Below are 22,230 nucleotides of genomic sequence, written 5' to 3'. Positions count from 1 at the left end.
GCCTCAGGGACCGCAGCGCAGGGCCCGGGCCCAGGGGAGCCGTACGTGAGTATCCAGTCCACCATTCATTCCCTCCTGCCCTCGCTGGCGCCCGCCGCACGGCGCGTTGCCGAGGTGATCGTCGCCGACCCGGGTGTCGTGCTGGGACTGACCATCTCCGAGCTCGCCACCATGTGCAACACCTCGGAACCGTCCGTGGTGCGGTTCTGCCGCGCCATTGGGTTCAGCGGCTACGTCCAGCTCCGGCTGGCCCTGGCCACGGAAATCGGCCGGGAGCACAGCACGGGGGCGATGGGGAAGAAATTCGGCGAGGACATCCGGCCGGAGGATTCCCTCGCGGACGCCGTCGCCAAAGTCCGGTACACCGAGACCATGGGCATCCAGGAGACCCTGGACGGCCTTGACCTCGACGTCCTCGGCGCTGTCGCGGAGAAGATCAATGCTGCGCCGCACACGCTGATCTACGGGGTGGGCGCCGGGGCCATCGTCGCGGATGACCTCCGCTACAAACTCTTCCGGATCCGGCGGCAGGCGACGTCGTTCCGCGACCAGCATGACGCGCTGATGGGGGCATCCCTCATGGGTCCGGAGGACGTCGCGATTGCCTTTTCGCACAGCGGCCGGACCCGGGAGACCCTGGAATTCCTCCGCCGGGCCAAGGCCTCGGGAGCTACGACGGTGGCGGTCAGCAATGCCGCAGCCTCTCCGATCGTCCATGAAGCAGACCTGAGCCTGTTCACCGTGGTGCGGGAGACGGCATTCCGTTCCGGCGCGATGGTGTCCCGGATTGCCCAGCTCTCCGTGGTGGACTGTCTCTTTGTCAGTGTGGCGCGGCTGAGCTACGGGGCCACGCTCGAGGCGCTGGAGACCACCCGCGAGGCCGTGCTGGGCCGGCCGGGGCCGAGCCACTAGCCGTCGTCTTCACGCGGACGGGCCTGGCCGGCCCGGCGCTTGGCCCGGGCGCTTAAACGGTCCGGCGTTCGGCCGGTCCGGCCGCGCACAGGATCCGGGCCACTGCCTGCGCCGTTGCCCGGGACGAGCCAAAGCAGTTGAGCGTGGGCAGCGGCGGGTCCGGTGGCGCCGCGACGCCGGTGTTGATGCAGACGGCCCCGGGGATGGCCCGGGCGGCTTCCGCCGCGGCGAGCCCGGGGCTCCCGGCGGCCAGGCCCCCAACAAGGACCACGACCGACTCCCCGTGGGCTGGCGTGTCGTGGTGTGTGTGCCGACGTCCGGCGCCGGGGAGGTCCGAGGCCGGCAGCGGCGCCACCGTGACGTAGTCCGCCAGGGCCGCGGCAAAGAGGTCCGAGGTGCGTCCGGCGGCCTGGTTCTGGCCACGTCTTGCGTCGACCAGCAGCACCTTTCTGGTCCCCGGCGGCAGTACTACGGGTTGCACTTGGTCTGTCCCGGCGTCGTCGCCTGTTCCGGCGGGGTGGCTAAAGCTGCAGGCTCCGGCGGCGGCCGCCACCCAGTCCGGAACCGGCAGTGTGGGGCGTGCCGCTGCCGCAGCCGAGGCGTCCCCGGCCCAGTGGGCGAAGTCCGCCACCCGGCGCCCGGCGTCCCGAAGCTGCTCCACGGTGAGGGTGCCGTCGGCCACGGCTGCCAGCAGGGCGTCCCGCACCTCGAGGTAGGCGGCCTCGTCGGGACGGATGCCGCCGTCGCCGTCGCCGTCGTCGTTGCGGGTGGCGGCGTCGACGCCATCCCCGGACGTCGCCGGGTTGCCGAGGCAGAGCAGGTCAGCTCCGGCCAGAACGGCCAGGACGGCACCGCGGCCGGACCCGGTGGTGGCGCGGATGGCCGCCATGTCCAACGCGTCCGTGATCTGCAGGCCCTCGAATCCCAGGCCGCGCAGCAGCGAACCGGCCGCAGGGTTCAGGGTTGCCGGGGCCGGTCCGAGCCCGGGGACCACGATGTGGGCGGTCATGACGGCTTTGACCCCGGCGGCGACGCCATCGCGGAATGGCGGCAGGTGCCCGGCCTTGATCTCGTCAAGCGTCTGCCGCAGGGTGGGGAGTTCCAGGTGGGAATCTGCGCTGGTGTCGCCGTGGCCGGGGAAGTGCTTGGCGCAGGCCCCGACTCCCGCGGACTGGATCCCGGTGACCATGGCCGCCGTGTGCCTGCCTGCAAGCCCGGGCCGGTCGCCGAAGGACCGCACACCGATCACGGGGTTCAGGGGATTGGTGTTCACATCGGCCACGGGTGCCAGGACCAGGTTGATTCCCGCGTTCCGGCACATCTCGCCGATGGCGCGGCCGGCGGCCTCGGTGACACTGGCGTCGTCGATCCAGCCGAGCACGGCGGCACCGGGAATCGACGAGCCGAGGCGGGACTCCAGCCGGGTGACGTTCCCGCCTTCCTCATCGCTGCCGATGACCGCGAGGGGGTTGGCATCCCTGACGGACGCCGAGAGCCGGGCCAGCTGGGCCGGGTCGTCGGGGTCGATGTTCTGGCTGAAGTAGACCACGCCCGCAACGCCCTGGCGCAGGGCGGCCGCGAGCCACTGCGGCACGGTCTGGCCGCAGAATCCCGGCCAGATCACGGCGTTGACCAGCCGGAGGAGCTCCGCGTGGCGGGCGCCGCGCGTACCTTCCTGGCTGATTCCCGCAGTATCGCCGGCGGAGGTGCCCGGGCCGCCCGAGGTCTCGAACGTCTTGGTCTCGTCCCGGATTGTCATGCGCCCCACCCTACCCAGAGCCCCGGACCCGGAACCCCGCGGGACATGCCCATTGTTCGCGCCAAGGAGTGGGCAGAATGGGATTGTGTCCAGCCCTGGGTCGGCGCGGAGTGCATGTCCCGTGGTGCCGGGGACATGTTGCGTGGTGCCCGGGGAGGGCCAGCCTGTGTGCGGCCAGCCCGCGCGCGGGACATGCCCATTGTTCGCGCCAAGGAGTGGGCAGAATGGGATTGTGTCCAGCCCTGGGTCTGCGCGGAGGGCATGTCCCGCGGTGGCGCCGGGGTTAAACGGCAACGCGGGGCCACCGTTGCCCATCCCCGCTGCTGGAGATGGGCCGCATGTGACCCCGCGCTGGTGGTGTGGCTGGCTGTCCTAGGCAGCTGCCGCCGTGCTGTAGGCCTGCTGGACGACGGAGCCCCAGTACGGACCGTACATCGTGGTGGAATTGCTGCCATAGCCGTAGCTGTTGACCGAGTTCTGGTAGCCGGTGGAGCTGGAACCGATGAACCACGGGCCGCCCGAGGATCCGCCGGTCATGTTGCAGGGGATGCCCTGGGAGTTGAACTGCGGGTTGTACGGGTCGTTTGTGGCGGTGCCGCTGCAGCTCTTCAGGGACTCGCCGTTGAAGGGTGCCGCCGCCGGGTAGCCGAAGGACTTGTAGCTCAGGCCGCGGGCAGCGTTGAACTGCACGCCCGAGGCGCCCACGACATCCGCCAGCTTCTGGCCGTTGAGGGTGTTCATGACCGCGAAGCCGGTGTCGTACGTCATGTCGCCGCCGGAGCTCCACTGGGTCGGGGCGTAGAGGGCCTTGGCCGTCCACATGCCGTAGGGGGCGGAGCCGTTGAGGTAGGCGGGGACGAACGTGAACTTGGTGGCGAAAGCGCCGGGGCCCTCGTTGACGCAGTGCCCGGCCGTGGAGACGGTGCTCTTGTTCGTGGAGGAGACCGAGTTGCCGGAGCACACGTAGTTGGTGCCGCCGAGGGTGAAGAAGACCTTGCCGATGTGCTTGACCGGGGTTTCGCTCGCATTGGCCCTCGGCTGGAGCGGCTGGACTTCCTTCGCCTGCCGGCTCGGGGCCAGGGCCTCGACGGTGCTTGGTGCTCCCGCTTCCGCCGGGCGGTTCAGGGCGGCCTTGGAATTGGCGCCGCGCTGCACTGCCTTGTCGGCCAGCACGTCACCGGGGATGGCGTTGCGCATCCGCTCCTCCGTCCAGTACTCCGCTCCGCCGGTCTCGACGACGGCGTGGCTGCTGACGCCCGACGTCTCCGTCGGTGCCTTGCCTGAAGCCGGGGCGGCGGTCGCTGCGCCCGCAGCGCCCAGCGCCAACAGCGCCGCTGCCGAGAGGGTGAGAAGGCTGGTGGCCAGAGTCTTGGGTGTTCTCATGGGTGTCCTAACCGGTGGAAAGCGGGGCGGCCGCCGTTGATGGCCGCTGTGATGGGAACGAAACTACGGGACTTTGACGAATCTGTAAAGCATCTTGTCAACTTCTGTCATGCCATGTTGCGGTCGTCATGGAATGTGGGGCGTACGACACCGGTAGGCGGCAACCCGGCTCCCTCGGGTAAGTTAGGGATGTTGAAATGGCACTAAATTCCGGAAATACCCAGACCTTCAGGGAGACGCCCGAGCAATGGCAAAGATTATCTATACCCACACCGACGAAGCGCCGATGCTGGCAACCTATTCGTTCTTGCCGATTGTCGAAGCCTTCGCTTCGACGGCCGGTGTGGCAGTGGAGACCCGCGACATTTCGCTGGCCGGCCGCATCATCGCCGCGTTCGGCGACTACCTCACCGAAGAGCAGCGCGTCGGTGACGCGCTGGCCGAACTTGGCGCCCTCGTCAAGAAGCCCGAAGCCAACATCATCAAGCTGCCCAACATCAGCGCCTCGACGCCGCAGTTGAAGGCCGCCATCGCGGAACTCCAGAGCCAGGGCTACGCCCTCCCGGACTACCCGGACAACCCGTCCTCGGACGAGGAGACGGACATCCGCTCCCGCTACGACAAGATCAAGGGCTCCGCCGTCAACCCGGTGCTGCGTGAAGGAAACTCGGACCGCCGCGCACCGCTTTCGGTCAAGGCCTACGCCCGCCAGAACCCGCACAGCATGGGCGCCTGGACCTCCGAGTCCAAGACCAACGTCGCCACGATGGACGCCGATGACTTCCGCGCCAACGAGAAGTCCGTGGTCATCAGGGCCGACGGGAACATCAAGATCCAGCTGGTCAAGGAAGACAGCACAGTCAAAGTCCTCAAGCGGGCCTTCCCCGTCCTCGCCGGCGAGGTCATTGACGGCACCGTAATGCGCGCCGCCGCCCTGGACACCTTCCTCGCGGCACAGGTTGCCCGTGCCAAGGAAGAGGGCGTGCTGTTCTCCGCCCACCTCAAGGCGACCATGATGAAGGTCTCGGACCCGATCATGTTCGGGCATGTCGTCAAGGCATACTTCGCCGAGCTCTTCGACACCTACGGCGCCCAGATCGCCGCCGCCGGCCTGAGCCCGAACAACGGCCTGGCCTCCATTCTCAACGGCCTCGAGGACCTCCCCGAGGAGATCCGCGGCGACGTCGAGGCGGCCATCACCAAGGGCCTGAACGACGGCCCCGAACTGGCCATGGTCGATTCCGACAAGGGCATCACCAACCTCCACGTCCCCTCCGACGTGATCGTGGACGCCTCCATGCCGGCCATGATCCGCAGCTCCGGCCACATGTGGGGCCGCGACGGGCAGGAAGCCGACACGCTCGCCGTCCTCCCGGACAGCAGCTACGCGGGCATCTACCAGGTGGTCCTGGACGACTGCCGCGCCCACGGCGCCTTCGACCCGACCACGATGGGCACCGTCCCGAACGTTGGCCTGATGGCCCAGGCCGCCGAGGAATACGGCAGCCACGACAAGACCTTCGAGATCCAGTCCGCCGGCACCGTCCAGGTAGTCGACGACGCCGGCACCGTGCTGATCGAGCACCAGGTTGCCCCGGGCGACATCTGGCGTGCCTGCCAGACCAAGGACGTGCCGATCCGCGACTGGGTCAAGCTGGCCGTCACCCGTGCCCGCGCCTCCGCCATGCCGGCCATCTTCTGGCTGGACAAGGGCCGCGCGCACGACGCCCAGATGATCGCCAAGGTTGAGGAATACCTCAAGGAATACGACACCGAGGGCCTCCAGATCGACATCATGACCCCTGAGGACGCGATGGCCTTCACCCTGGAGCGTATCCGCAAGGGCGAGGACACCATCTCGGTGACCGGCAATGTGCTGCGCGACTACCTCACGGACCTGTTCCCGATCCTGGAACTCGGCACCAGCGCCAAGATGCTCTCCGTGGTTCCGCTGATCAACGGCGGCGGCCTCTTCGAAACCGGTGCCGGTGGCTCCGCCCCGAAGCACGTCCAGCAGCTGCTCAAGGAAAACCACCTGCGCTGGGACAGCCTGGGCGAGTTCCTGGCCCTCGCCGTCAGCTTCGAGCACCTGGCCACCTCCACGGGCAACGCCCGCGCGCAGATCCTGGCCGACACCCTGGACCGCGCCACCGGCACCTTCCTGCTGGAGAACAAGTCCCCGAAGCGCAAGGCGGGCGAGCTCGACAACCGCGGCAGCCACTTCTACCTGGCCAAGTTCTGGGCCCAGGAACTGTCCCGCCAGAGTGACGACGCCGAGCTGGCCGCGGCGTTCGCCGCCGTTTCCGGAGCGCTGGATTCCGGTGAGGAGACCATCGTCGGCGAGCTCCTGGCCGTCCAGGGTTCCCCGGTGGATCTCGGTGGCTATTACCACCCGGACGAGGCCAAGGTCACTGCAGCCATGCGGCCCTCGGCGAAGTTCAGCGAAGTGCTGTCCATGCTCGGCTAACAGCCGTTCAGCGCCACACAAACGCCCCGCCTCCCACCAGGGAAGCGGGGCGTTTTGCTGTCGTGGCTAGCCGTTGCCCTTGCCCTTGCCCTTGCCTTTGGCCTTGCCGCTGTCGGCCGGCACGGGCGCGACGGCGGGCGGCGAAGCCGACGCGGCGGCCGCGGCTGCCTGTGCGGCCGCTTCCTGCTCGGCAGCAACGCGGGCAGCTTCAGCGGCAGCAGCACGGGCCGCTTCGGCAGCGGCCTGCTGGGCAGTGAGGTCCGCACGGACGGTATCGACGGACTTCCTGATGCTCTGGTGCCGCTTGAAGGACACCTCACCGCGGGCGGCCGCCTCGTCCAGGTTCACCACGAGCTCGTCGAGGCGTTTCAGCGACGCTGCCGGATCACTGGAGGCGGCGGCCTCGGTGACGGCAAGGACCTGGGATTGAAGCTGCCGGGCGGCATCGCGGTCCAGCTCCGGGGCCGCGGAGCAGCCGGCGAGCGAGCCAGTGGCCAGCACCGAACCGAGGAGCAGTCCGGCGAGGATCCGACGGGAGCGTCCGGGCCTGGCTTCCGGAACCGGCGGGGTGGTCAGGTTCATGGCTCCACACTCTTCTGCAGCTCTTGGAGGTGCTGGCCCAGGTCCCCGGTCACGGCCGGGTAGGAGGGAACGACGTCGGTCGGTTCGGGTGCTGAGAGGGCGACGGCGGCCGCGACTCCACCGGTGACCGCCGCCAGGAGGGCCAGGGAGAGCAGGATCTGGGAGCGGCGCCGGGCCCGCCGGAAGCGCGATGCGGTCCGGGACACGAAGGAGCCGCGGGTTGACCGCGGGCCGGGTGCTGCGTCCGGGTCCAGAAGATAACCGCCCGGGATGCCGGGGCTGGCACCTGGCCCGGGGGAGGACCGCCGCGGGGGCCGGGCCGGCGGTGCGGGCAGCACCCGGGTGCGCTCTTCGGCGAGGAGCCCGGGTAGTGACTCGGGCGAGACCAGGGCATGCCGCAGCGCCACTTCGAGGTCCGCGGCGGACGGCCGGTCCAGGGGGTCCAGTGCTGTCATCGCCCGGATCAGCTTGGCCCATTCCACGGGCACGGTATCGGGGATGGCCGGGGCTCGGTGCAGTCTCGCGACGGCGGATTCCACAGCACCGCCGGGGTACTCGATCTCGCCCTTGATGCATTCGAGCAGGACCAGCCCCAAGGAATAGATGTCGCTGGCCGGGCCCAGGTCGGCGCCCCGGGACTGTTCCGGGCTCAAATACGCGGCGGTGCCCACCATGGTTCCTGTAGCCGTCAGCCGGGTCCCGTCCATGATGCGGGCGATCCCGAAATCGGTGAGTTTTGGCCGCAGCGGTTCCCCTGGGCGGACGGGGACAAGCAGGATGTTGGCCGGCTTGATGTCCCGGTGGACGATGCCGAGCGAGTGGACGTAGGCCAAGGCGTCGGACACACCGGCGCCGATGACCGCGATCTCATCCAGCGGCAGCGGGCTGTGCCGGATCCGGGCCCGGAGGTCTTGCCCGTCGACCAGTTCCATGGTCAGGAACGGCCGGGGTTCCCCGGGGATCCGGGTGTCTGTGCCGGCATCGAAGAGGGTCACCAGGCTCGGATGGTTCAGGGTGGCGAGGAGTTCAATCTCGGCTTCCTGGCGCCTGAGTTCGTCGGGGTCGGCGGACTGTGGGGCAAAAAGCTTGAGTGCCACGTCGCGGCCGAGGTTCGTGTCCTTGGCTGAATAGACGGAGGCCATGCCGCCCCGGCCGATCACTTCCCCCAGCCGGTAGCGGCCGCTCAAGAGCTCCACCGTGTCGCTATTGGGCGAACTGTCCACGCTTGTCCCCGTCCTTTCCCCCGGCGCCACGGCGGCGCCTCTGAAGAATGATACCGGGACGGGTATTGGCTCCCCGCACTGCGGCCGCCGACCGACGGCCGCCGTGCGGGTGGATGCTGCCGGAGCCTTGTAAGCCGTTGGATCCCCCAGCGGACCCAACGACTGAATGCTGTACCGGAGCCTGCGTCGCCGTTGGATCCCCCAGCGGACCCAACGACTGAATGCTGTACCGGAGCCTGCGTCGCCGTTGGATCCCCCAGCGGACCCAACGACTTCACTCCGGCGTCACAAGACCTTTGCTTGGCGGCGGCGCCCCTAGGGTGGGCGCTCCTCGTGGTGCGGCATGGGTTTGCGGCGCGCCGGTGGTCCAGACGGGCGGGCCGTCGCAGGGCGCAGCGCCGCGGGCGCCGAAGGCGCGGGTCCCTTCACGGGGACGGCGAGAAGGGAAAAGGGGGTGCCGGAACACCGGCGGCGGACGGTGGCGTCCATCGGGGATCTCCTGAATGACTGTTGGCGGGCGCTCAAGGCAGCCCGATTGGCCGTGCTCTGTGGAGGGCAGAGACGGCTAACTAGTCAGGAGATGAACCGGGGTCAGCTGCGACGGCAGGGTGCACGTGCTGCAGCGGGCCACGGATTGGATCAGCACCGGCGGTGGGAATCACCAAATACGGGCTGGGAAGCCAGGCAGCCCCACCTGCGGGGCCACCGGACGAGAGGGTGTTTCCGGATCCGGAGCCGGGAGCTGCAGGCAGGGCATCGGGAGCGGGCAGACCTGTCCCGTTTGGCCACGGGTTCCGGTGGTCCTTGCCGCCGGGCGCTGCCGGCACATTGCCCCCCGGGGCAGAGCCTGCCGGAGGAGCGGTGCCGGTCTGCAGGGCGTCGGCTTTCGGCCGGACAGCGGTATCCAGGGCAGGGAGATACAGTGCGCCGCCAAAGACATCGGCGGCGGGCACGGGCGTGGCCTCCTGCAAGGCGGCAAGAACGGCGTCGGTGACGTGGCAGTCCGGGGGGACTCCGGATTCTGCGGCGATGACGGGGTCCGGAGGAACAGGACCCGGCCCTGGGAGCGCCCCGGCAGGGAGCGCCCCGTCAAGCAGGGCCAGATCTGGAGCCACTGGTTCGGCCGGCGGTACCGTTGCCGCGGGGTCCGCCGGCAACGGTACCGCCACCACCGGGTCGGCAGGCGCCGGTGCCGGGAGCGCCGGATCGAGGACCGGCGCCGTGGGGTCCAGGACCGGGCCGGTTGCGGGCATCGTTGGCTCGGGTGCGACGACGGGTGGCGTGGAATCCGGGGCGGGCGCCGGGTAGGTCACTTCCGGGTCCGGAGCGGGCGACGGCGTGGGGCCCGGGCGGGTGGGTGTTGGAGACGGTGCCGGTGCCGGATTGGTGACCGGCTCGGGCGTGGGTTCCGCAGCGGGCGGGGCAGTGGGTTCGGGGGCGGGTTCCGTAGCGGGCGGAGGGGCCGGCACTGCTGTGGGCTCGGGCGCGGCCGCCGGAACCTCAAACTGCGGGGGAGCCGGCACAGCGGTGGGCTCGGGGGCAGGTTCGGCAGCCGGCGGGGGAACAGCAGCCGCGGGCGGGGGGACAGGAACACCGGGGTCGGGTGCAGGGTCCGCGGTGGGGGCCGGGACCGGAACAACGGCCCAGGGCGTTCCCCCGGGTATGGAGCCCGTCCCGACAGCCGCCTCGACAGCCGCGGAAGCCGGCGGCGCTGCGACAATGAGGGCTGGGACGGCGTCCGCGGGAACCGTGATGACAGTTGCGGCCGCGGCGCCGGCCGTCGGGCCGGGAGTGGCGGCGTCTTCCGCGCTGGCAGCTGCCGCGGAGAGGGCCAGCCAGGCGATTCCGGCGACGCCTCCCAGAATGACCCGCCGGAGTGGTCGGCGCGCGCGCAACGGGACTGATGCTGGGTCCACGCGCACACCCCATTTCCCCGGAAAGCTCGACGGTTGCCTATAGGGTAAGTCCGCGCGCGTGGGCGAGTCCAGAGTGAACCGTAAACTCGTGGGGTTCAGGAGGCGGAATCCCGGGTCACCGGGCGTCGTTCGGGTAGCTCACACCCAGTTGGGCGCGCACGCCGTCGAACAGCCGCATGGTGTTGAGGGAGTCCTCGAGGGGCATCACGGGGCTCTCGGTGAGTCCTTGCTGGATGCAGCGGGTCACCTCGCGCAGTTCATAGCTGTAGCCCCGCCCGACGACGTCGAAGGACTCGCTGCGGGGCTCGTCCAAGCCAACCCGAATGTGGAGTTCCTTGGGGTTGTTGATCGAACCGATGGCCTGCAGGAACCCCTGGCTGCCGGCCACGGTGGCGGTCCGGGGACCGTGGGCCAGGAGGGATGAGGTCAGTTGTGCCTGGCCGCCGTGGTGGTAGCCGAGGGTCAGCGCGTTCTGGGCGTCGACGCCGTCGTCGTTCAGCCAGCCGGTGGCACTGACGGTCTGCGGGAAACCCAGGGTGCCGAGCGCCCAGAGCAGCGGGTAGACGGTGAGGTCCAGCAGGGCGCCGCCGCCGTCCTTCGGTGCCCAGAGGCGTGAGGTGGGCGAATACGGCGCCGGGAAGCCCAGGTCCGCCCCTACCCACTTGACCTCGCCGATCTCACCGGAGGCGGCGATCTGGAAGGCCCGCTGCATGCTGGGCAGGAAGCGGCTCCACATGGCCTCCATGAGGAACAGACCCTTGGCCCGGGCCAGGGACACGAGCTCGGCGGCCTCGCGCGCATTGACGGTGAGCGCCTTTTCGCACAGGACATGCTTGCCGGCGGTCAGGGCCGCCAGCGCGATTTCGTGGTGGTGGGCGTGCGGCGTGGCGACGTATACGACGTCGACTGCGTCATTGGCGAGCAGCCGTTCATAGCCGGTCCGCCCGTCCAGGTCACCGTAGGCCCGGGCGAAGCCGAAGTCGGCGGCAAACGCATCGGCTGCCGCCTGGGTGCGCGAGCTGACGGCGTAGAGCTCGGCGTCGGCCAGGAGCTCCAGGTCGCGGGTTACGGACGCCGCAATGCCTCCCGTGGCGATGACCCCCCAGCGCAGCCTGGCACCGGTGGCAGTGCGGGGATCGGGGTCCGGCTGGCTGGACAACCAGGGCGTGGCGATGTGGGCGGTCATGGAGCCATCTTCTCACCCGGTTGAGGGAGCGTCGGGGTGTTGGGCGCGAGACCTGAGGGAGCGTCGGGGTGTTGGCCGCGGAAGCTGGGGGCGGGTTGAGGAGGGAGCCCCCGGCTTCCGCGGCGTCTGTGGGGCGGGGCGCTACGCGGGCGACCCGGCCGCGACCCGGCTGCTCGCCGGCTCCTCCGTCAGCCGGCCCTGCTGGAGCCGGAACCGCCGGTCTGTCTTGTTGGCCAGGGACCGGTCGTGGGTGACGACGAGGATCGTGGTGTTGTGGTCCCGGCTGAGCGAGCTGAGCAGTTCGATGATGTGCTCGCCGGTCTGTTCGTCCAGGTTGCCGGTGGGCTCGTCGGCGAGGATCAGCTTGGGGGAATTGGCCAGCGCCCGGGCGATGGCCACGCGCTGTTGCTCGCCGCCGGAGAGCCGGTTGATGCGGCGGACATGCTTATCCGGGTCGAGCTGCACCTGTTCGAGCAGCTGGCGGGCACGTTCCTGGCGTGCGGCTTTGCGGATCCCGGCAAACTCCATCGGGAGCATGACGTTGTCCAGGGCGGAGAGGTTCGGGATCAGGTTGAACTGCTGGAAGACAAAGCCGATGTCCCGGCGCCGGTATTCGGTGAGCTTGCTGTCCGGCATGCCCGCCAGGCTCACTCCGTTGACGAGCACATCCCCACTGGTTGGTTTGTCGAGGGCGCCGAGCAAGGACAGGAGGGTGCTTTTGCCGCTGCCGCTCTTGCCCACGATCGAGGCCAGGGTGCCCTGCTGGAGCTCGAAGCTGACGTCGTTGACCGGCTTGATGGTGCGGTCGCCGGATTTGAACGTTCGGACCAGGTTCTTGACTTCGAGCATGGCTACTCTCCTCGGAGGACTTCGATGGGGCGGATGCGGGCGGTGAGCAGGGCCGGAACCAGCGCCCCGATGATGGCGACGCCGAACACGGCAGCGATGCCGGCGGCAATCACGCCGGGGGACGCGCTTGCGGTCACGGAGGTCAACAGCTGGCTGGCCCCGCCGAAGGGGCCGTTGGCACCGCCGCCGGGGAACCCGCCGCCGGGGAACCCGCCGCCGGGGAACCCGCCGCCGGGGCCGCGCTGGCCGGTGGGCGCCGCCGTAGCGGAGGATGAGTTGGAACTGATGAGGGCAGTGGCGATACCGCCGCTGGCGAAGGATGCGACGGCGGCACCCACCACGCTGCCCATGGCCACGAGGACCAGCGCCTCCAGCACGAACTGCAGGCCGATGGTGCGGTTCGGGGCGCCGATCGCCTTCAGGACACCGATTTCCCGGCGGCGCTCGCGGACCAGCATGACCATGATCAGCAGGATGATCAGGCCCGCGGTGGCCAGGGCTGCCACGAAGGCAATGAAGGAGATGTTCTTGACGCTGCCGAGTGAGCTGACCGCGGTTTCAAGGTTGCGCTGGCCCTGGCTGACGTCGGCCTTGTCGGTTCCGAGCGCTGTCTGCAGCGCCGTTTTGGCGGCGTCGACGTTCTCCATGGAATTGACGGTGACGATCATGGTGGACAGTTCCCCGGGGAGCTGCGCGAGTGTCTGGGCCGAGGGGAGCGTGACGTACAGGGCGTTGTTGCCGAAGGCGGTGCCGGCGTCGAACAGGCCCGCCACGGTGAAGCTCTGGTCGTTGATGGTGAACGTGGAGCCGACGGTGAGGCCGTTCTTCTCGGCCAGGGTGGTGCCCAGCAGGGCGCCGGTGGAGGCCGCCGTGTAGTCGCCCAGTCCCGTGCCCTCTGTCAGCTCAAGCGCCTTGCCGGTGGTGTCCACCTCGGCACCGATGCCGGTGGCCGTGATGGGCACGGAGAACGCCGGTGCCGGCGCAGCGGTTCCGGAAGTGCCGGTGGATCCCGTGCTGCCGGTCGCGGACTGGTTGCGGTTGCCGAGCGTGCCGGCGTCGACGGCGGCCGTGAGGCTCGTGGTTACAGTGGTGGCTGATTGGCCGCCGGGACCTCCCGGACCTCCCTGCGCGCCTGGTCCGCCCTGCGCGCCCGCCGCGGTCTGCGCTGCGGCCGCAGCCGCGTTACGCAGCCGCAGCGCCTTGGTGCCGACGACGGTGCTCACATTGGGAACGGCGGCCGCCGTCGTGGCCTGGTCTGCGGTGAGCGGCTCGCCGCCGCCTTCAAAGCCCTGGCCGCCGGCGGGATTGACGGTGAGCACCGTGCCCACCGAGGCGTTCAGTTCCGCGACCTTCCCCGCGACAGCCTGGTTGGCCACCAGCATGGCCAGCGCGAGGCCGATGGCAACCGCCAGGACGGCCACCACAGCTGCTGTTCGGACCTTGTTTCTGAAGGCGTTGCCTATACTCCGGGCAAGGACGCTCACGTGACTCCTAGGGATCTCAGGCCGGCCGGAATGGCCGGCGGCTGACACCACACTGGTACGGGTTGCTGTGCGGACCGCTGTCCGGAGCTATGGATCCGCTGTGAAGACTCCGCTGTGAAGACTCCGCTGTGAGGACTCCGCTGTGAAGCCCGGCCCAGGGCATGCGGGCAGCAAAAAGCCCCGGCCCGCCAGGAGGCGGAGCCGGGGCCCTTTGGTGTCTGCGACGAAGGAACTACTTCGTCAGCGGTCCGAGTACCGGATCGTTGACGTAAGCCGTCTTGACGTTCTCCTTGGTCACGATGACCGGCTGCAGCAGGTACGCCGGAACAACCTTGACCGTGTTGTTGTAGGACTTGTCGTCGTTGACCTCAGGCTTTTTGCCGGCCTGGAGGTCCTTGACCATGGTGATGGCATGCTCGACGAGCTTGCTGGTGTCCTTGTTGATGGTGGAGTACTGCTCTCCGGCCATGATGGACTTGACGGACTCAACTTCGGAGTCCTGGCCCGTAACGACCGGAATCGGCTTGCCGGCGGCCTTGACCGAGGTGATGATCGCGCGGGCGAGTGTGTCATTCGGGGAAAGCACACCGTCGAGCGTTGCGCTGCCGTAGGTACCGGCGAGCAGGGTGTCCATGCGGCGCTGGGCGTTCTCTGCCTTCCAGCCCTGGGTGACAGCCTGCTCGAACGTCGTCTGGCCGGACAGGACCTTGAGGGTGCCGTCGTCGATCTTCGGCTTCAGGACGCTCATGGCGCCGTCGAAGAAGACCTTCGCATTGGCATCGTCGGGGGAACCGGCGAACAGCTCAATGTTGTACGGGCCGGCCGGCTTCTTGGCCTTCATACCCTCCAGCAGCGCCTGGCCCTGGAGTTCACCGACCTTGAAGTTGTCGTAGGCCACGTAGTAGTCCACGTTGGCGGTGTTCAGGAGCAGACGGTCATACGCGATGATCGTGGCGCCGGATTCCTTGGCCTGCTGGAGCTGGGTGCCCAGCTGCGCACCGTCGATGGCGCCGACGATGATGACCTTGGCGCCCTTGGTGATCATGGCGCTGATCTGGTTCTGCTGTTCCGAAACGCCGCCGTTGGCGAACTGCACGTCCGGCTTGAAGCCGGCATTCTTGAGGCCGTCGTTGAAGAGCGTCTCCGCGAGGACCCAGTTTTCGCTGGTCTTCTGCGGGAGAGCGACGCCGATCAGGGAGTCCTTCGGGAACGCTTCGCCGCCGGAGGAGGAACCGCCGGTGGTCCCGGTGTCGCTGCGGCCGCAGGCTGTCAGCGCCAGTGCCGCAATAGCAGCGATTGCTGCTGCCTTTCCTGCTTTACCAATCATTCGCATTGCTTGGTTCACTTTCTTTAGGTGGTGTGCGGAAATTCGGTGAAATGAGTACAGGGGAACGGATCAGGGAGCGAACTAGGCGCCCTTGGAGATGACCTCTTTGGTGGACGTGGTCTCGTCGGGCTTCAACTCGCTGCTGCGGCCGAAGTTCTTGAACATCAGGCCAATGATCGATTTCTTGCCCTGAGTCTTGTTGTAGACGTCGAACGCGACGGCGATCAGGAGCACCAGGCCCTTGATGATCTGGGTGAGGTCGGCGCCGACGCCGAGGAGCTGCAGGCCGTTGTTCAGCACGGCCATCACCAGGCCACCGACGATCGAGCCGATCACGGTGCCGACGCCGCCGGTGACGGCGGCGCCGCCGATGAACACGGCCGCAATGGCGTCCAGTTCCCAGCCGACGCCGTCGAACGGTCCTGAGGCGGTGGAGCGGCCGACAAAGATCATGCCGGCGAGGCCCGCCAGGACGGACATGTTCATCATGACCAGGAAGTTGACCTTCTTGGACTGGACGCCGGAGAGCTCGGCGGCGTGCCGGTTGCCGCCGACCGCGTAGATGTGGCGGCCGATGACGGTCTTGGAGGAGATGAAGCCGTAGATGAGCACGAGGGCTGCCAGGATCAGGCCCGGGATCGGGAAGGACGTGCCCGGCCGGCCGGTGGCGAACAGGTACGTCGCGTAGAGGATGGCCCCGCAGATCAGGACCAGCTTGGTGATGCTGACCCAGGCTTCGGGTACCTCGGCGCCCAGGGCCTTGGCGTTGCGGCGGGAACGGATCTCGCTGAAGATCACAAATGCCACGCCGGCGAGGCCCAGCAGCAGGGTCAGATTGTTGTAGCCGGTGGGTGGCCCGATCTCGGGCAGGTAGCCGGAGCCGATCTTTTGGAAATCGGCCGGTACCGGGATGGTGTTGGACTTGCCCACGTACTGGTTGGCGCCGCGGAAGATCAGCATGCCGGCCAGCGTGACAATGAACGCCGGGATACCGACGTAGGCCGTCCAGAACCCTTGCCAGGCGCCGATCAGGACGCCCAGCAGCAGCCCCAGCAGGACACCCAGGTACCAGGGAATGCCCCAGTCCCGGATGAAGAGGGCCACGCAGACGCCCACGAACGCCGCTACCGAGCCGACGGAGAGGTCGATGTGGCCGGCAATGATGACCAGGACCATGCCGATGGCGAGGATCAGGATGTAGGAGTTGCCGTTGAAGAGGTTGATGACGTTGCCCGGGGTGAGCGTGCGGCCATCTGTTGCAATCTGGAAGAAGATGATCAGCGCCACCAGGGCGAAGATCATGCCGAATTGGCGGGTGTTGCCGCCAAAGAGCTTCTTGAGCGCGTTCATTGTTTCAGTCCTTGTTTCCGGAGTGTTCGGAGGGTTCGGAGTCTTCGGAGCAGTTGGCCCCAGCGGGTCAGGCGGTTTTGCGTGCCGAGGTCATGAGCTTCATAAGGTTTTCCTGACTTGCTTCGTCCTTGTTGAGCACGCCGGTAATGGCGCCTTCGAAGATGGTGTAGATGCGGTCCGAGAGGCCCAGCAGCTCGGGCAGTTCCGAGGAGATCACGATGACGCCCTTCCCCTGGTTGGCCAACTGCTGGATTATGCCGTAAATCTCGTACTTGGCGCCGACGTCGATCCCGCGGGTGGGTTCGTCCAGGATCAGCAGCTCAGGGTCGGTGAACATCCACTTCGCCAGCACCACCTTCTGCTGGTTGCCGCCGGAAAGTTTGGCGACACCCTCTTCCACCGACGGGGCCTTGGTCCGTAGCGATTTGCGGTACTGCTCGGCGACGGTGAACACCTTGTTGGCGTCAATCACATTGTGTTTGCTGACCTTTTTGAGGTTGGCCGAGACCGTGGTGGCCTTGATGTCATCGAGCAGGTTCAGCCCCAGGGACTTGCGGTCCTCGGTGACGTAGCCCAGTCCGGCGTCGATGGCCTGCTTGACGCTCTTGAGCTCGATCTCCTTGCCGTCCATGTACACCTGCCCGGAGAGGAAGCGGCCGTAGGAGCGGCCGAAGACGGAGCGGGCCAGCTCGGTGCGTCCCGCGCCCATCAGCCCGGCGAAGCCGACGATCTCGCCGCGCCGGACGAAGAAGTTGGAGTTCTTGCAGACCAGGCGGTCCTGGACCTGCGGGTGCCCCACGTTCCAGTTCTTGACCTCGAAGAAGACCTCGCCGATCTTCGGCTCGTGGTCCGGGAAGCGGGATTCCAGGGTCCGGCCCACCATGCCCTTGATGATGCGGTCCTCGTCGACGCCGTCGGCCTTGACGTCCAGCGTCTCGATCGATTTGCCGTCGCGGATGATGGTGATGGAGTCCGCGATCTGCTCGATCTCGTTCAGCTTGTGGGAAATGATGATGGAGGTGATGCCGCGGCCCTTCAGGCCGAGCATCAGGTCCAGCAGGTGCTGGGAATCGGATTCGTTCAGGGCCGCCGTGGGCTCGTCGAGGATGAGCAGCTTCACAGACTTGTTCAGGGCCTTGGCGATTTCGACGAGCTGCTGCTTGCCGACGCCGATTTCCTTGATTGGGGTCTCCGGGTCTTCCCGCAGCCCGACGCGTGCCAGCAGCTCGGTGGAGCGGACCCGGGCCTCGGCCCAGTCGATCACCCCGCGCCTGGTGGGCTCGTTGCCCAGGAAGATGTTCTCCATGATGGACAGCTCGGGGATCAGCGCGAGTTCCTGGTGGATGATCACGATGCCGGCGTGCTCGCTGGCCCGGATGTCCTTGAACTGCTGGACTTCGCTCTGGTAGACGATGTCCCCGGTGTAGGTGCCGAACGGGTATACCCCGGAGAGCACCTTCATGAGGGTCGACTTTCCGGCGCCGTTCTCACCGCAGATCGCGTGGATCTCACCGGCCTTCACCCGCAGGTTCACCTCGGCCAATGCTTTAACGCCGGGGAACTCTTTAGTGATGGAGCGCATCTCGAGAATAATCGGATCGCTGTGCGTGTTGAGGGACGTCATCTGCCCTTACGCCTCCAATGCATGACTTCGTTGTCCGCCCCTGCAAACCGCAGGGCCGTCTGATGGAAAAGTAAACTGGATCACAGGCCTTGTCGTCAAGTCTTTAACGCAACGGGCCGATAACGAAAACCTCAGTCGCGCCGGATTCCGGCATGCTGGAAGACCAATGCGGTGGCGCCGAGCGCCTCGGCGCGGTTCCCCAGGGAGGACATTGTCAGTGTTGTGGTCTCGCCGATCACGGGCACCGCGTGCCGGACGAGGCCCCGGCGGATCGGGTCCAGCAAGAGCTCCCCGAGTCCCGCCAGCGGACCGCCGACCACGATCACTTCGGGGTTGATCAGGTTCGCCACATTGCCCAGGGCGCGTCCGACGGCGAGTCCGGCGTCGTCCACCACGCGCAGGGTCGCGGAGTCCCGGGCGAGGGCCTTGCGGACGATGTCCTCCGGGGTCAGCGGCTTGTCCTCGCCGCGGCTCAGGAGCTCGATCATGGTGGTGGTCGAGGCGATGGTTTCGAGGCAGCCGCGGTTCCCGCAGCGGCAGACCAGTCCGTGCTCATGGATGGTCGCATGGCCGATTTCGCCGGTGATTCCGACGTTGCCGTAATAGGGCATGCCGTTCAGGATCAGGCCCGCGCCGATGCCGGAGCCGATCTTGAGGAACATCAGGTTGCTGATGCCGCTATGGGGCCCCCAGGTGACCTCGGACAGGGCGCCGAGGTTGGCGTCGTTGTCCACGAAAACCGGGAGATCCAGCGCTTCCTCGAGGCGTTGCAGGATGTTGATGCCTACCCATTCGGGCAGGATCGCCCCCTGCGCCACCGTCCCCGTGCGCCGGTCGATAGGGCCCGGGATGCCGACGCCGGCGCCGACCACCGCGCTGCGTTCCACGCCGCTGCCGGCCAGGAGCCGGTCCAGCAGTCCGACGGCGGCGCTGATCCCCTCCTCGGCGTGGTGGCCCAGGGGGAGCAGGACCGATTCCTCGGCGATGACGTGGTAGCTGAGGGAGGCCAGGACGACGCGCAGGTGCCGGCGTCCGAAGTCGATGCCGACGGCGACGGCCCCGTTGCTGTTGAGCCGGACGTTCAGGGCCCGCCGGCCGGAGCTGGTGATCGGTTCGGTGGAGGCCAGTCCCGCGTCCTGCATGATCTTGACAATGTTGGAGACCGTGGCCGTCGAGAGGCCGGTCTGCCGGGCGAGTTCCGCCTGCGTGGAGGGCCCGGCGAGAAGGCATTCAATGATCCGCTGCTGGTTCAGATGCCGGAGTGCGGATTGTGATCCGGGGTTCTTGGTTCGGCTCCTCGTTGAGCGCGTTGGTGAGGGCATGCAATGAAGATTGCCCCATTCGAGTCTTGTAGTCAAGAAGTTAACGCAACACGGGCGGGGAAGTCCGCTGCCGGGCCACTGCCGGGCCCGGTGCGAGCCCGGCCGTGGGGTCCGTGCGAGAGTCCGCGGGGCAGGGCGGGACATTCCGCCCTGCTGCGGCCCCGGCCGGGCGGAAATGCACCGGGACGGCGTGGGTGCCGCGTGGCTAGGCTGGAGGGGCGAGGGCCCGCCGCCAAGGGCGGACCCTAAGGATGCTGAGGTGGTAATGGTGCTACTGGCCCTGATGCAAGCGAACGCCGTCGTGCTGGACATCGAAGCCAATTGCGGTGCGGTGGATGCCGCCGCTGCAACGGCTGCTGCGGCCGGTGCCCAGCTGCTCCTCACCCCGGAGCTCTTTCCGGTGGGGTATGCGCCCCTCCGGCTGCGGGCGGAGCTTGACCCGGCGGCGCTTGCCACGATCCGTCGGGCCCTGGCGGGTATTGCCCGCACGAACGGCATCGCGCTGGTCTACAGCCTCCCCGCCGTCACCGCAGCAGGGGAGTGGCAGATTACGGCCACCCTCGTCGACGAGCACGGGGACGAGCTCCTCAGCTACGCCAAGGTTCACCTCTTCGGCCCGGAGGAACGCCAGGCGTTTGTCCCGGCCGTGGCAAGCCCCGGCGTGGTGGACTTCCACGGAGTCAGGGTGTCCATGGTGATCTGCTACGACGTGGAGTTTCCCGAGTCCGTCCGCGCCGCCGCGCTGCGCGGCGCTGAACTGCTGCTCGTGCCGACAGCCCTCGGCGAGGGCTTTGAGGCCGTGCCGCAGGTGCTGGTCAGGGCGCGGGCGCTGGAGAACCACCTGACGGTGGCCTACGCCAACCACTCCGGGACCGAGGACGGCTGTGACTTCCTGGGCGGCAGCGTCGTCGCGGCCCCGGATGGCGGCCTCCTGGCGTCGGCTGGGCCCGGGACCGAGCTGTTGTTCGCCGAGCTGCCCGCGCCCGGGGCGGCCGGGCAGGACGTGGCATATCTGGACGATCTTCGGCCGGAGATCTACCGCTCCTGGGGTAGCTGAACGGGCAGCTGAACGGGCAGGAGGGTGCCGGAATCCGGGGACGCCGGAGCCGACGCCCGCATCCCGGGCAGCTCGTCCGTGTACTGCAAGGCAATCCAGAGTTCCGCCCGGGCCTGCGCCTGGTTGAGATCAAGCTCCAGCAGCTCCGCGAGGATGCCGATCTGCCGGCGGATGCTGTTGCGGTGCAGGCCCGTGGATTTGGCCGTCGCATCCCAGCTGCCGTTCTCGGCGAGCCAGGCGCGGAGGATGCCGAGCAGGGCGTCCCGCCGCTCCGGCTCCAGTGCCAGGACGGGGGCGAGCAGCCGGGCTGCCAGCATGGCGCCCGCGTCCTTGCCGAGCAGCCCGGCCACGGACCACGTCACCTCATCAACCCGGACGCTGCGCCCGGTGGCCACAACGCGGCCGCGAAGGGACCAGGCCCGCTGGTAGGCCTCCGCCAGGCCGGAGAGTTCGGTGGGGCTCCCGATGACGAGGCGCCAGCCGAGCCGTTCAACGCCGGCCAGCACGGCGTCGTCGACCTTCAGCCGGGTGATGGCGGCAAAACCGTCATCGGTGATCTCCACCAGCTTGGTATCAAACATCCGGCGCCACTCCAGCAGCTCCCGGACGGGACCGTCGCCCGGGCGGCCGGAGCGGCCCGGGGCTGCGGTGCCGGCCGGCGCAATGGTGCTGGCAGGCGCGACGGTGCCGGCAGGGCCGGCGGGGGTCCCGGCAGCGTCCGGGCGGATGCCCAGGAGCACGCGCAGCTGCCCCGACCGGGTGGAGGAAACGCTCTGCGCCAGCAGGTCCTTGAGCCCGTTGAGATGACGCGTGCCCCCCGACACCAGGCTTTCCGGATGCAGCAACAGCGCGGTGGCGAGCTGGCTGGGCGCCAGTGAGCCGCTGGTCCGCTGCCGCACCAGCAGTTCCAGCAGCCCGACAGCGGTGGAGACGACACTGTTCTGTGCCGGGGTCAGCGGGGCATCGGTCCCAAGGATGAGGGCACCGAGGTTGGCGTCGCGGGTGCTGCGCAGGGGGTACCCGAAAACCAGTGCCGAACCTGCCGCGCCGAACGAGTCCATCTCCACGCGGGGGCCGCTGCCCGACCGCAGCCTCGCCAGCAGGGGCTGCAGCGTTGCCAGGTCCACGCCCGGTGTTGCGTGTTCCCCTGGGGTGCCGGCGCTTCCGCGGGCACGCAGCCGTCCGTCGGCACCCACGAGCACCGCCCAGACCGGAACCCGCTGCGCGAGGGCGGCCAGGAGCTCGTGTTCCGGCCGCGCCGACAGCACGGCGCGCATCAGCTGCCTGTTCGTGTCCGCAAGCTGCCGGAACGTCGTGGCGTTGTCCGATTCCAGCAGCTGGGAGAACGCAAGGCCGACGGCGGCGAAGGGAACGGTTTTCGGGACGGCCACGAGCGTCAGGTTGTGCCGCCGGCAGGCCACGACCACGGATTCCGGCACTGCGTCGAAGTAGGGTTCCAGCCCGAAGCCCAGTGCGGAGACACGCGCTGCGACGAGCCGCTGCACATAGGCATCCCCGAACTCCTCGTGCCCGCCCGCGCCCAGGAACGGCAGGCCGGCCGTGAGCAGGAACTCGCCGTCGAGCAGGTACGGGGTGGGATCCTCCAGTTCGCTCGGCTCCACCCAACGCAGCCGCTCAGCCCCGTTGCCGCCGTCGTTCAGGACCGACAGTTCCGGCGGCAGCTGGCGCAGGAACTGCGCCAGGGTAACGAACCCCAGCCGTTCGGTGTCTTCAGCAGCCATGGCTGCCACGGGAGTCCAGAACCGGGGACCACAGTGCATTAAGTCTC

16 protein-coding genes are annotated in these 22,230 nt (G+C 68.3%); 3 read left to right on the top strand and 13 right to left on the bottom strand.

Going from position 1 to position 22,230, the window contains the following annotated elements:
* Positions 1–45 precede the first annotated feature (45 nt).
* Complete coding sequence (locus GXK59_RS12690) at positions 46–912, top strand: MurR/RpiR family transcriptional regulator (protein WP_160667256.1); 867 nt, start codon at positions 46–48, stop codon at positions 910–912.
* A 52-nt stretch (positions 913–964) separates the two neighbouring features.
* Here the strand turns inward: GXK59_RS12690 and GXK59_RS12685 are convergent, their stop codons facing one another.
* Both GXK59_RS12685 and GXK59_RS12680 read right to left on the bottom strand, forming a co-directional pair.
* Positions 965–2,671 carry a glycoside hydrolase family 3 protein gene (locus tag GXK59_RS12685; RefSeq protein ID WP_160667254.1) on the bottom strand — a complete coding sequence of 569 codons (1,707 nt, stop codon included), beginning with the start codon at positions 2,669–2,671 and terminating at the stop codon, positions 965–967.
* A 372-nt stretch (positions 2,672–3,043) separates the two neighbouring features.
* The gene (locus tag GXK59_RS12680) at positions 3,044–4,054 is read right to left on the bottom strand and encodes a trypsin-like serine peptidase (RefSeq protein WP_160667252.1); all 1,011 of its coding nucleotides are present in this window, start codon (positions 4,052–4,054) and stop codon (positions 3,044–3,046) included.
* A 247-nt stretch (positions 4,055–4,301) separates the two neighbouring features.
* On the opposite strand from GXK59_RS12680, the gene GXK59_RS12675 reads away from it, so the two are divergent.
* Entirely contained in the window at positions 4,302–6,521 is a 2,220-nt protein-coding gene (locus GXK59_RS12675; RefSeq protein WP_160667250.1) for an NADP-dependent isocitrate dehydrogenase, read from the top strand.
* Between the two features lie 66 nt (positions 6,522–6,587).
* Here the strand turns inward: GXK59_RS12675 and GXK59_RS12670 are convergent, their stop codons facing one another.
* The 10 genes from GXK59_RS12670 to GXK59_RS12620 form a co-directional block, all read right to left on the bottom strand.
* Positions 6,588–7,103 (bottom strand): mucin-associated surface protein, encoded by a 516-nt coding sequence (locus GXK59_RS12670; protein WP_160667248.1) that lies wholly within the window; start codon positions 7,101–7,103, stop codon positions 6,588–6,590.
* Entirely contained in the window at positions 7,100–8,326 is a 1,227-nt protein-coding gene (locus GXK59_RS12665) for a serine/threonine-protein kinase (protein WP_160667246.1), read from the bottom strand. The genes GXK59_RS12670 and GXK59_RS12665 overlap by 4 nt, the downstream gene beginning before the upstream one ends.
* 569 nt (positions 8,327–8,895) lie before the next feature.
* The gene (locus tag GXK59_RS20500; protein ID WP_202129124.1) at positions 8,896–10,242 is read right to left on the bottom strand and encodes a hypothetical protein; all 1,347 of its coding nucleotides are present in this window, start codon (positions 10,240–10,242) and stop codon (positions 8,896–8,898) included.
* Positions 10,243–10,357: 115 nt separating this feature from the next.
* Positions 10,358–11,428, bottom strand: a complete 1,071-nt coding sequence (locus GXK59_RS12650; protein ID WP_160667240.1) for a Gfo/Idh/MocA family protein — start codon at positions 11,426–11,428, stop codon at positions 10,358–10,360.
* A 141-nt stretch (positions 11,429–11,569) separates the two neighbouring features.
* Complete coding sequence (locus GXK59_RS12645; protein ID WP_160667238.1) at positions 11,570–12,277, bottom strand: ABC transporter ATP-binding protein; 708 nt, start codon at positions 12,275–12,277, stop codon at positions 11,570–11,572.
* A gap of 2 nt (positions 12,278–12,279) precedes the next feature.
* On the bottom strand, positions 12,280–13,761 hold the full coding sequence (locus GXK59_RS12640; protein WP_160667236.1) for an ABC transporter permease: 1,482 nt from the start codon (positions 13,759–13,761) through the stop codon (positions 12,280–12,282).
* Between the two features lie 232 nt (positions 13,762–13,993).
* Positions 13,994–15,094 carry a substrate-binding domain-containing protein gene (locus GXK59_RS12635; protein WP_160667234.1) on the bottom strand — a complete coding sequence of 367 codons (1,101 nt, stop codon included), beginning with the start codon at positions 15,092–15,094 and terminating at the stop codon, positions 13,994–13,996.
* A gap of 75 nt (positions 15,095–15,169) precedes the next feature.
* Complete coding sequence (mmsB, locus tag GXK59_RS12630; RefSeq protein WP_160667232.1) at positions 15,170–16,438, bottom strand: multiple monosaccharide ABC transporter permease; 1,269 nt, start codon at positions 16,436–16,438, stop codon at positions 15,170–15,172.
* A 67-nt stretch (positions 16,439–16,505) separates the two neighbouring features.
* Complete coding sequence (gene mmsA / locus GXK59_RS12625; RefSeq protein ID WP_160667230.1) at positions 16,506–18,062, bottom strand: multiple monosaccharide ABC transporter ATP-binding protein; 1,557 nt, start codon at positions 18,060–18,062, stop codon at positions 16,506–16,508.
* A gap of 131 nt (positions 18,063–18,193) precedes the next feature.
* Positions 18,194–19,384, bottom strand: coding sequence for an ROK family transcriptional regulator (locus GXK59_RS12620; RefSeq protein ID WP_160667228.1), 1,191 nt, complete (start codon positions 19,382–19,384; stop codon positions 18,194–18,196).
* 265 nt (positions 19,385–19,649) lie between these two features.
* Here GXK59_RS12620 and GXK59_RS12615 point away from each other — a divergent pair, with 265 nt between their 5' ends.
* On the top strand, positions 19,650–20,441 hold the full coding sequence (locus GXK59_RS12615) for a nitrilase-related carbon-nitrogen hydrolase (RefSeq protein ID WP_160667226.1): 792 nt from the start codon (positions 19,650–19,652) through the stop codon (positions 20,439–20,441).
* On the opposite strand, the gene GXK59_RS12610 is transcribed toward GXK59_RS12615, so the two are convergent.
* Positions 20,420–22,183, bottom strand: a complete 1,764-nt coding sequence (locus GXK59_RS12610) for a PucR family transcriptional regulator (protein ID WP_160667224.1) — start codon at positions 22,181–22,183, stop codon at positions 20,420–20,422. The two genes, GXK59_RS12615 and GXK59_RS12610, sit on opposite strands and share 22 nt — an antisense overlap.
* Positions 22,184–22,230 lie beyond the last annotated feature (47 nt).

It is taken from the genome of Pseudarthrobacter sp. ATCC 49987 (assembly GCF_009928425.1).
In the GTDB taxonomy this organism is placed as follows: domain Bacteria; phylum Actinomycetota; class Actinomycetes; order Actinomycetales; family Micrococcaceae; genus Arthrobacter.
Note: the sequence above shows the minus strand (reverse complement) of the source record. Positions and strands in the feature narration are given on the sequence as shown.